The 12,226-nt window shown below is 37.8% G+C and carries 6 protein-coding genes; 1 reads left to right on the top strand and 5 read right to left on the bottom strand.

The features are described 5' to 3' along the window. Positions 1-89: 89 nt before the first annotated feature. Positions 90-3,749, bottom strand: coding sequence for a DNA-directed RNA polymerase subunit beta' (rpoC, locus tag TS1_RS08095; RefSeq protein WP_068709634.1), 3,660 nt, complete (start codon positions 3,747-3,749; stop codon positions 90-92). 128 nt (positions 3,750-3,877) lie between these two features. Further along, positions 3,878-7,495, bottom strand: coding sequence for a DNA-directed RNA polymerase subunit beta (gene rpoB, locus TS1_RS08100; RefSeq protein WP_068709636.1), 3,618 nt, complete (start codon positions 7,493-7,495; stop codon positions 3,878-3,880). A 360-nt stretch (positions 7,496-7,855) separates the two neighbouring features. Between rpoB and TS1_RS08105 the strand changes: the two genes are divergently transcribed. Next, on the top strand, positions 7,856-8,815 hold the full coding sequence (locus TS1_RS08105; protein WP_068709638.1) for a biotin--[acetyl-CoA-carboxylase] ligase: 960 nt from the start codon (positions 7,856-7,858) through the stop codon (positions 8,813-8,815). Between the two features lie 44 nt (positions 8,816-8,859). Here TS1_RS08105 and menA read toward each other — a convergent pair whose 3' ends face one another. The 3 genes from menA to pplA all read right to left on the bottom strand — a co-directional run bounded on the left by menA (position 8,860) and on the right by pplA (position 12,041). Beyond that, the gene (menA, locus tag TS1_RS08110) at positions 8,860-9,813 is read right to left on the bottom strand and encodes a 1,4-dihydroxy-2-naphthoate polyprenyltransferase (protein WP_068709640.1); all 954 of its coding nucleotides are present in this window, start codon (positions 9,811-9,813) and stop codon (positions 8,860-8,862) included. A gap of 30 nt (positions 9,814-9,843) precedes the next feature. After that, entirely contained in the window at positions 9,844-10,944 is a 1,101-nt protein-coding gene (locus TS1_RS08115; protein ID WP_068709642.1) for an FAD:protein FMN transferase, read from the bottom strand. A 167-nt stretch (positions 10,945-11,111) separates the two neighbouring features. Continuing rightward, positions 11,112-12,041 carry an extracellular electron transfer flavoprotein PplA gene (gene pplA, locus TS1_RS08120; protein WP_068709643.1) on the bottom strand — a complete coding sequence of 310 codons (930 nt, stop codon included), beginning with the start codon at positions 12,039-12,041 and terminating at the stop codon, positions 11,112-11,114. Positions 12,042-12,226 lie beyond the last annotated feature (185 nt).

The following is a 12,226-nucleotide window of genomic DNA, read 5'->3' on the forward strand; positions in this document are numbered from 1 at the left end:
ATACACCTCTTACTATTTTTAATCATCAAACCTGATTATAAAAAAGATACACCTTGCAATGAAAGCAAAGTGTATCTTTTCCAAAATAATTAATTGTTATTTTGTGTTTCATTTAATGCATCTTCTGCAGCCATTTGAGCTTCAATATCAGAAATACTATAAACATTTTCGCTCGCCGTATTCACTTCTTTTGGTTCCATATTACGGTAACGAGGCATTCCTGTACCAGCTGGAATGGTTTTACCAATAATAACATTTTCTTTTAACCCAAGAAGCGGATCCCGCTTACCGCGGATCGCTGCGTCTGTTAGTACACGAGTGGTTTCTTGGAAGGAAGCAGCAGATAAGAAACTGTTTGTTTCCAAAGAAGCTTTCGTAATACCCAGTAATACCGGGCGAGAAGTGGCAGGAATACCGCCTGAAACTAAAACATCATAATTTTGATCCTTAAAGTCTGCAATATCCATCATTGTTCCAGGTAAAATATCTGTATCTCCTGGATCCATAACACGAACTTTACGTAACATTTGACGGACCATTACTTCGACGTGCTTATCGCCGATTTCTACCCCTTGCATACGGTAAACGCGCTGAACTTCACGCAATAAGTAGTTTTCGACAGAAATCACATCTCGCACTTGTAATAAGTGTTTTGGATCAATTGATCCTTCCGTTAGTGGAGCACCACGGTGAATATAGTCTCCTTCTGAAACTTTCATACGTGCAGTATATGGTACTGTATACGTCCGAGTGTCTGTTTCCCCGGTAACTGTCACTTCTTTGGTACGAGTAGCTGCATCTTCAGCCACTTCAGTGACTTCACCAGTTACTTCAGTAATGATCGCTTCCCCTTTAGGATTACGTGCTTCAAAGATTTCTTGTACACGAGGTAACCCTTGAGTGATATCATCGCCAGCAACACCGCCAGTATGGAAAGTACGCATCGTTAATTGAGTACCAGGTTCACCAATAGATTGTGCAGCCACTGTTCCAACAGCTTCGCCAACTTCGACTTCCGTTCCAGTAGCTAAGTTACGTCCATAGCAATGACGACAAACCCCATGTTTCGTATCACAAACAAATGCTGAACGAATTGAAACTTTTTCAATTCCTGCGTTTACAATTTGTTTAGCCTCAACTTCGGTTAATAAGTGGTCAGCTTCAACTATTTTTTCACCCGTTTCTGGATGATAAACAGCTTTGCTCGTATAACGCCCGACAAGTCGTTCTTCCAGCGTTTCGATAATCTCATTGCCTTCTTTGATCGCTTCGATTTCAAGTCCACGGTCTGTTCCACAGTCATCTTCACGAATAATCACGTCTTGTGCTACATCGACTAAACGACGTGTCAAATAACCCGAGTCTGCCGTCTTCAATGCCGTATCGGTCATTCCTTTACGTGCTCCGTGAGTAGAAATAAACATCTCTAAGACGGTTAAACCTTCACGGAAGTTGGAAATAATCGGCAATTCCATAATTTGACCACTTGGCGCAGCCATCAAACCACGCATCCCAGCAAGTTGGGTAAAGTTAGAAATATTCCCGCGGGCACCAGAGTCAGACATCATATAAATCGGATTTTGGGTACCAAGAGATTTCATCAATTTCAATTGAATTTGATCCTTCGCTTCATTCCAAATATCAATAACCCGTTCATAACGTTCGTCATCAGTGATCAAACCACGACGAAATTGTTTACTAATGGTTGCCACTTGTTTATGCGCATTAGAGATAATATCTTCTTTATCTTGTAAAACAGTAATATCTGCAATACCGACAGTAATTCCAGCATAAGTGGAATGTTTATATCCTAAATCTTTCATTCGGTCCAACATACGTGAAGTTTCGGTTACTTTAAATCGTTTAAAGACTTCAGCAATAATATCTTCCAAATTATCTTTTTTAAATGGTCCAATCAATTCTTGTTCTTTAATATAAGCAGGAATATCGGTACCCGCTTCGACAAAATACTTATCTGGCGTTTGAACAGTTAAATTAAAATCAGTTGGTTCATTTAAATAAGGAAACTCTGGCGGCATAATCGAATTAAAGATGATTTTACCTACAGTCGTTACCATCAAACGATCCTTTTGGAAATCAGTCAACGGTTTATCGCCCAAATGTTTTGGATCAACAGCAACTCTAGAATGCAAGTGAACGTAACCGTTCTTCCAAGCTGTGACTGCTTCATCCATATCACGGAAAATCATACCTTCGCCTTCGCGGCCAGCTTCTTCAAGCGTTATATAATAATTACCTAAAACCATGTCTTGTGACGGTGTAACGACAGGTTTACCATCTTTTGGATTTAAAATATGCTGAGCAGCTAACATCATTACACGAGCTTCGGCTTGTGCTTCTTCACTTAGTGGAACGTGAACAGCCATTTGGTCTCCATCAAAGTCAGCATTGTAAGCTTCACAAGCCAAAGGATGCAAACGAATCGCGCGTCCTTCTACCAAAACTGGTTCAAAAGCTTGGATACCTAGACGGTGAAGCGTAGGTGCACGGTTCAATAGAACTGGGTGTTCTTTAATAACATCTTCTAGTACATCCCACACATCATCTTCTTGCCTTTCAATCTTGCGTTTAGCATTTTTTACGTTGGAAGCTAATTCGCGTTTAACCAGTTCTCTCATTACAAAAGGTTTGAATAACTCGATTGCCATTTCTTTTGGCAAGCCGCACTGATACATTTTTAAAAATGGACCCACACAGATAACCGAACGTCCAGAATAGTCCGCCCGTTTTCCTAGCAAGTTTTGACGGAAACGTCCTTGCTTTCCTTTTAGCATATGAGAAAGAGACTTCAATGGACGGTTTCCTGGTCCTGCAACAGGACGGCCCCGACGACCATTATCAATCAAAGCATCAACAGCTTCTTGCAGCATACGTTTTTCATTCTGCACAATAATATTAGGCGCGTTTAAATCTAACAAACGTTTCAATCGATTGTTACGGTTAATAACGCGACGATACAAGTCGTTTAAGTCAGAAGTAGCAAAACGCCCACCTTCTAATTGCACCATAGGACGTAAGTCTGGTGGAACAATTGGAATAACATCCATAACCATCCAGCTAGGTTCATTTCCAGAAGTACGGAAAGCCTCTAAAATATCCAGACGACGAATAGCTCTTGTCCGTTTTTGTCCTGAAGCAGTTTTTAAAGTTTCTTTTAATTCTTCTGCTTCACTGTCTAAATCTACGCTATCTAATAGTTGCCTAATCGCATCAGCTCCCATTGCAGCGTTAAATTCTTGACCATATTGTTCACGTTTTTCACGATATTCTCGTTCAGTTAATAATTGTTTCTTTTCTAAACTAGTATTACCTGGATCAATAACAGCATAAGAAGCAAAATAAATGATCTCTTCTAACGCGCGTGGACTCATATCCAAAACTAACCCCATACGAGATGGTATGCCTTTAAAATACCAAATATGAGAAACAGGAGCAGCAAGTTCAATATGTCCCATGCGTTCCCTACGGACTTTTGAGCGGGTTACTTCTACCCCACAACGGTCACAAACGATTCCCTTATAACGAATTCGTTTGTATTTTCCACAAGCACATTCCCAATCCTTAGTGGGACCGAAAATTCGTTCGTCAAATAAACCCTCACGTTCAGGTTTTAATGTACGGTAATTAATGGTCTCAGGTTTTTTGACTTCGCCATAAGACCAGCTTCTGATTTTTTCGGGAGAAGCCAAGCCTATTTGCATGTTTTCGAATTTATTTACATCGATCAAAAAGGGTTCCCTCCATTTCAATTCGCAACTTCAATCAGGAAAATATAAACATATTGAAAAAAGCAGTTAGCTATTTGTAATAACTTTTCTTTTACAAATAGCAGCTTTTCTTCTAAAAGATGATTTGTTTAATCTACAGGAGTATCTGCTGGATTGTTTTCTTCATCAAATTGTTTCTTTTCTGGTTCTTTGTTGGCAGCATCTGATTCTACTTTTTTAGCATTTTGTTTTTCAGCAAATTTTTCCAAAGCGTCGACGGTAATTAGATCATCATCTTCATCATCCATATCGCGCAGTTCAACTTCATTATTTTCATCATCTAGAACACGCATATCTAATCCAAGTGATTGCAATTCTTTAACTAATACACGGAAGGACTCTGGAACGCCTGGTTTTGGAATAGGTTCACCTTTAACAATCGACTCATAGGTTCTTACACGACCTACTACATCATCTGATTTGTAAGTTAAAATTTCTTGTAAAGTATAAGCAGCACCATAAGCTTCCAATGCCCAAACTTCCATTTCACCAAAACGTTGTCCACCAAATTGAGCTTTACCTCCAAGTGGTTGTTGCGTAACTAGAGAGTAAGGTCCTATTGAACGAGCGTGCAATTTATCATCGACCATATGCGCTAATTTAATCATATACATTACGCCTACAGAAACTCTGCCATCAAACGGTTCACCCGTACGTCCATCGTATAAGACTGTCTTAGCATCTTTGGCTAATCCAGCTTCTTCTACAGTTTCCCATACATCATCATCGCTTGCACCGTCAAAGACTGGAGTAGCGACGTGAATACCTAGTTGTCTAGCAGCCATACCTAAATGTAATTCTAGCACTTGTCCAATATTCATCCGGGATGGAACCCCTAATGGGTTTAACATAATATCAATTGGCGTACCGTCCGGTAAAAAAGGCATGTCTTCTTCGGGCATAATTCGAGAGACAACCCCTTTGTTTCCGTGACGCCCTGCCATTTTGTCACCCTCGTGGATTTTACGTTTTTGTACAATGTAAACACGGACAAGCATGTTCACTCCGGGAGATAATTCATCGCCTGCTTCACGAGTAAAGATTTTCACGTCGTGAATAATACCTCCACCACCATGAGGAACTCTAAGTGAAGTATCACGAACTTCACGAGCTTTTTCACCAAATATAGCATGCAATAAACGTTCTTCTGCAGATAATTCAGTTACTCCTTTTGGTGTCACTTTTCCAACTAAAAGATCTCCATCACGAACTTCAGCACCTACACGGACAATACCCATTTCGTCAAGATCTTTTAGCGCATCTTCACCTACATTAGGAATTTCACGGGTAATTTCTTCTGGTCCTAATTTTGTATCGCGAGCTTCAGATTCATATTCCTCAATATGAACAGAAGTATAAACGTCATCTTTAACTAAACGGCGGCTCATAATAACCGCATCTTCATAGTTATAACCTTCCCATGTCATAAAGGCTACAACAACGTTTTGACCTAAAGCCATTTCCCCATTTTCCATTGAAGGACCATCCGCTAGGATATCGCCCTTTTCAACCTTTTCACCTTGTTTAACTAGTGGACGTTGGTTATAACTTGTTCCAGAATTAGAACGACGGAATTTTGTTATATGATAAATATCTAGCGCGCCATTGTCACGACGTACCCGAATTTCAGTTGCATCTACATATTCAGCAATCCCTGCTGCTTTACACAACAATGCAGCCCCTGAATCATGAGCCGAAGTATATTCCATTCCAGTACCTACCCAAGGTGCTTGTGGGTTAATTAATGGAACTGCTTGACGTTGCATGTTTGCACCCATCAAAGCACGGTTAGAGTCATCATTTTCTAAAAATGGAATACAAGCTGTCGCAACCGAAACCACTTGTTTAGGAGAAACGTCCATATAATCAACTTTATCAATTGAAACTTCAAGGTTTTCACTGGTAGCACGCGCCATAACGACGTCTTCTGCAAATGTTCCATCTTCATTTAATGGACTGTTAGCTTGTGCAACGACATAATTGTCTTCAATATCTGCCGTTAGGTAATCGATTTGATCAGTTACACGACCGGTTGTGCGATCTACACGACGATAAGGCGTTTCGATAAAACCATATTTATTCACTTTAGCATAAGAAGCTAAGCTGTTAATTAAACCAATATTAGGTCCTTCTGGCGTTTCAATTGGACACATACGTCCATAGTGAGAATAATGTACATCTCGCACTTCATAACCAGCACGATCACGTGTTAGTCCGCCAGGCCCTAAAGCAGAGAGACGACGTTTATGCGTTAATTCTCCTAATGGATTGGTTTGATCCATAAATTGTGATAACTGTGAAGACCCGAAAAATTCTTTAATACTTGCTACTACAGGACGAATATTAATCAACTGTTGCGGTGTCAACGTGTCCGTATCTTGAATCGACATACGTTCGCGAACCACACGTTCCATCCGTGCTAAACCAATGCGGAATTGATTTTGTAATAATTCGCCAACAGAGCGAATACGTCGATTTCCTAAATGGTCAATATCATCGGTAGTTCCGATACCTTCCATCAAGTTGAAGAAATAACTCATTGAAGCAATAATATCAGCTGGACGTATTGTCCGAACGTTTGGTTCTGGAAGACCATTACCAATCACATTTACTTCACGATCGGGATCGTTAGGTGAGAATACCTTAAATACTTGAATAGTCATTGGATCTGTTACGACACCGTCTTCTGATGGGTAATAAGTAGCACTATTCAACCCATTATCGATATATTCAGCTAAAGTCTCTTCCATTACTTGATTTGTAATTTCTGTTCCTTTTTCAAGGATAATTTCTCCAGTATCCGGATCTGCCAGCGTCTCAGCTAACGTTAAGTTTAATAAGCGAGTTTTTAAGTCTAGCTTTTTATTCATCTTATAGCGACCGACAGCTGCTAAATCATAACGACGAGGATCAAAGAAACGAGCATTTAAAAGACTTCTTGAACTGTCCGCTGTTTTAGGTTCGCCTGGACGCAAGCGTTCGTAGATATCTTTTAATCCTTCTTCTGTTCTTGAGTCAGTCGCAGTTTTATGCAAATCTTTTTCAATGGTATAACGCAAAGAATCATTGTCGCCAAAAATATCTAGAATCGTGTCGTCCGAACCAAAACCTAAAGCACGAACTAGCACTGTCATTGGTATCTTACGCGTACGGTCAATTCTTACATAAGAAATATTTTTAGCATCAGTTTCCATTTCCAACCATGCACCACGGTTAGGAATAACAGTTGAACCAAAACCTTCTCTACCATTTTTATCTATTTTACTACTAAAATACACACCTGGAGATCGAACTAATTGAGAAACAATCACTCGTTCTGCCCCATTAACAATAAAAGTACCTTGTTCAGTCATTAGCGGAAAATCGCCAAAGAAAACTTCTTGCGATTTAATCTCGCCAGTTTCGCGGTTTGTCAAACGTAATGTAACTTGTAACGGCGCAGAATAATTAGCATCATGTGAGCGTGCTTCTTCCACTGTGTATTTGGGCGTTTTTAATTCATAGTCCACAAATTCCAACGAAAGATTTCCATTAAAGTCGTCAATTGGCAAAATATCTTCAAACATTTCTCTTAACCCTTCATCTAAAAACCATTGGTAAGAGTCTGTCTGAATTTCAATCAAATTCGGTAATTCTAGTACTTCACTGATGCGTGCGAAACTTCTACGTTCGCGATGATTTCCGTACTTTACTACGTGTCCAGCCAAGTTGTTCACCCCTTAAAAAGTCTTTCAAAAAAGCTACCCAAAATATTACAATTTGATTACAAATATTAAATATTAGTAACATCAAGCATTTTTTGCGGACTTTAGGCAAAAAAAAACCAAAAATAGAACAACATTTTCATGAGTTACTACTTTTGTTTCTTTATTCCCAAGCCGAAACGGACAATATTTCGCTTCTGCTTATTATTTTCAGATAGTTTTTGCATCTATTTATTATACATAAAAAACATAGCTGCGTCAAGGCTTTTATTAAACTTTTTTAGCGTATAATTTCTTATTTGTATATCAGTTTCCAACCGACTATACTTATTGGTAAAAGACTGCAAAGAGAGGGCTACATTCATGACGTCTACAAAACAAAAAATACTTTCTATCTTAAGGAAAAACAGAGAGGTTGTCTCTGGTGAAAAGTTAGCTGATACTTTAGGGGTTTCACGCACAGCTATTTGGAAAGCTATACATGAATTGGAAAAAAAAGGATACCGTATTGAACATTTTCCTAATGGATACCGCTACTTAACTTCAGACGTTCTGGAAAAAGAGTTAATCAGCAGTAAAATGCTACCTGCTTCTTCTATCTTTATCAAGAAAGAAACTGGATCAACAATGGATGACGCCAAGGTTGCAGCGCTGAACCAACAAATCTCTCCCGCCCTTTTTATCGCAGAAAAACAATTAGGCGGACATGGTCGGTTTGGTCGGCCCTTTTTCTCTCCCACCGGCCAAATCTACATGAGCCTTTTATTATCGCCTAATCAAACGTTTGAGGAATTACCACAATATACAATCTTAGCCGCCGTTGCATTAAGCTTAGCTATTGATCACTATACAGGAAAACAAACACAAATTAAGTGGGTAAATGACATTTATTTAGAAGGCAAAAAGATCTGCGGCATTTTATCAGAAGCCACAAGCGGCTTTGAAACTGGACGAATTAACCATGTTATTTTAGGATGCGGAATTAACTTTTCAATTGAACCAGAAAGCTTTCCAGACCGCTTACAAGCAAAAGCTGGCTCAATCTTTCCCAAAGGGAACCCTCCAATAACACGCAACCAATTGATACAACTAATTTGGCAGTATTTTTTTGAATTACTTGATGGTTTGCCTGATAAACAATATATAGAGGTCTACCGTAAAAAGTCCTTTGTTTTAGGTAAAACTGTTCAATTTAACCAGCAAGGGAATACTTATAGCGGAAAAGCAACCCAAATTACCGATACTGGTGAATTAGTAGTGCAAACTAATCAAGGAGTTAAAACTCTTTCTTCAGGTGAAATTAGCTTAAAAGCGATTTATTAAAAAAACAAGTAGTAAAGCGCAACTGGTACACTTTACTGCTTGTCTTATATTCGTTGCCAAATAATACAAAGTAATAAACCTAACGCATAACTGCTGTTGAATAAAACCATATTTTTAATCGCGTAACCAAAACTCCTTGCTTGCGGTAGACTTTTTTTGTGGTCCTTTAGATTCTGATAAATCTTAGGAAAAGTAACAAAAACCACAAGAATTGGCCAATTGTAAATACCAAAAAGCCAGCCAATTGTAATTGTCACATAGCAAGCATACATCAGTCCTTGGAATAACAATACTCCTGTCGAACTGCCGATATAATATACTAAAGTATAACGGTGATTTTCAATGTCTGTTTCTATATCGCGTAGATTATTGGCTAGCATAATATTAGCAATCGTACAAATTAAAGGAAGCGAAGCCCACATAAGAGCGAGCATGCCCCATAGCTGGCCTGAAAGCAAAAATCTTCCCTTCGTAAAATCAAGCGTTAAATAAAAGACTTCTTGCTGCACAGTATTAAGATAAACCGTAATAGCAAAAATTCCTAAGCCCATCGTTACTCCGCTGAATATTTCACCCAAAGGCATACGTGATAAAGGAATTGGGCCAAATGTATAAAAAACACCAATAAAACAAACTGCCCCGCCCATGACTAGCAACATCCAACCTGTTTGCATACTTAAAATCAACCCAATTAAAAATGTAGCAGCAAGCATGCTTAAAATTATCCATTGAATTTTTTTCGGCGAAAGCTGTTCACGGCCAATCACATTTTCTTGATATTTATATGATTGAGACTGTGCTTTTTTAAAATCCATAAAATTATTAATAGCCGTTGTTGTCATATCAAAAATAATCATACCAATAAAAAACAACAAAGTATAACCTAAATGAAATTCATGAAAATAAGAAATAGAGAATAAAATCCCCATAATAAAAGGAAATACGCTGGCAACTTTGGTTTTAATTTCGACAACTTCCAAAAAAACTTTTAATGACATATTCCCCTCCTTCCTAAATAATTCTATTTATTATAACTTACTTCTATCTCCTAATGTATATCCAGAATCTTCATCCAATTGGAAACTATCTTTAATGTCATCTGTCATATATACTTTGTCGTCTTTTGTCACAAAGATCGCTGATGTCCCTTTAGGAGTATGATTTTCAATATACTCCAGTCCTTTTTTAACCCCTTTGTCAAAAATCACCGTCGTTAAGCCGTCACCATCAATGGATTTATCTGTAATCGCCGTTGCACTAGCAATGTCATTATCATAGGGGTACCCCGTTTTTGAATCAAAAATGTGGTGATAAGTTTTTCCGTCTTCCTCCAAATAACGTTCATAGATACCTGAAGTTACAATTGTTTTATCTGATTCTTTAATCGTGCCTAAAACCGAACCACGATCATCATTAGGATCTTGGATTCCTACATTCCAGTCTTCGTTTTCTCCACGGTTGCTATGACCTACCACATAGATATTTCCACCTAAATCGACAATTGCCGATTTAACACCATTATCTTCTAGTACTTTAACTGCTTCGTCAGCAATGTATCCTTTAGCGATAGCTCCAAGATCGATAATCATATCTTCATCTTCTAAATAAACTGTTTGCTTATCATCGTTAAACTTCACTTTATTGTAATCAATATGTTTTAGTGCCTCGTCTATTTCATCTTGTGAAGGTTTACGAGCATCGTCAAAACCGATTCGCCAAAGTTGTGTAATTGCTCCAATTGTTAAATTAAATCCTCCATCAGATTCCTTGCTGTAGTCTTGGGCTTGTTTTAATAGATCATAAATATCCTTTGATACTTTAACTGGCTTTTTTCCCGCATTTTCGTTAATTTTGTCAATTTCTGAACCGGATTGATTAATTGTAATTTTATCTCCCAATTCTTTAATTCGATCAAAAGCTGGTTGCAATACATCTTCTTTGTCTTCATCAAAAACACGAATACGTATATAAGTACCTAGTAAAAATTCCTCTTGCATATAAGGTTCTTTTCTCATCCCTTGAGCATAAGAAGATTCTGTTGTCTGCTCTGACTTGCTTCCATTACTACAAGCTACGCTAAAAACGAGTACGACAAGAAGTATAAGGAAAATTCCCGTTTTTCTTTTCATAATAACCTCCACTTTCTTTTCATTTTCTCATGATAGCCTGTTTTTTCCAGAATGAAAAGGTTTTTAGTGAATTTAGTTTCAAATAATTACTATCATTTTGCTTTAAACACAGCAAAAAAGAGCCGGAACCGGTACGTTCCAACTCCTTTTTAGCCTTTGCTTAATAATTATTCTTCCACATAATTATCAACTTCGATAGTATCTGTATCGCCTTTTTCAGCTGCATTTACTAATTGTTCAGCATAAAGAACAAAGGTTTCAGAACTATGAGTTGCTCCAGAAACGGCTTCAACATCACCGGGAGCAGCATCTTCTTCACCCATCGTTTTTACCAATTCATCATTTAAGGTATCAATATATTCATCTGGACCTACACCGGATTCATCTTCCATCGCTTTATTGTATTCTTCATCATCTTTTTTCGAATTACCATCTTCATCTACATTATCGAAATCAGATTTAGTAATCTTACCATCTTCTACTTCAATGGAAAATACCGTGCGATAACCATTACTATAGTTCTTTTCCTCTAAAGTATAGGTACCATCTTGCAATTCAGCCCCGTTATCGATTTCAATTTCATCAGTATTTCCTTCTTGAGCTGCTTGGACTAATTGTTGTGCATAATTTTGGAAAGAATGAGAACTGTGAGTCGCTCCTGAGACTACTTCAACACTTTCTGGATTTTGTTCATCTTCAAGTTCTTTATTTAACTGTGGAATAAACTCTTCAGGAGAAACCCCCGATTCGTCTTTCATATTTTCATTATATTCCTTATCATCTTGTTTTGAATCTCCATCTGAATTGACATAATCATAATTTGATTCTGTGATCTCACCATCTTTTGTCTTAATCGAAAATTCAACATGATAACCGTTATTGTCATTTAATTCTTTTAATGAATAAGTACCATCTTGCAATGAAGCACCTGAGACAGCTTCTGTATCTTCAGAAGACTCTGTTGATTCCTCAGCAGTAGTAGATTGTGAAGCATTTCCATTATCTTCACCGTTTTCACTATCAGCTGAACATGCACCTAAAATAAGTGTAGAAAACGCCAACGCAGCAACACCCGTCATAAACTTACTTGATTTCATTTTTGTACCCACCTTACCCTTATTATTTTTTTCACAAAGAAGTTTGTGATTCACATAACATTTTATATTAATTTTCAAATAAGTCAACCTTTTCCTTAAAAAACTCTGCAAAAATATTCTTAGTTAAGAAAATAAATCGGAAAAAATACGAATTTTTTTTGTGAAATTTTTAAAAAAGTTTAGAC

Origin of the sequence: Tetragenococcus solitarius NBRC 100494, assembly GCF_001544195.1 — a bacterium.
Lineage (GTDB): Bacteria > Bacillota > Bacilli > Lactobacillales > Enterococcaceae > Tetragenococcus > Tetragenococcus solitarius.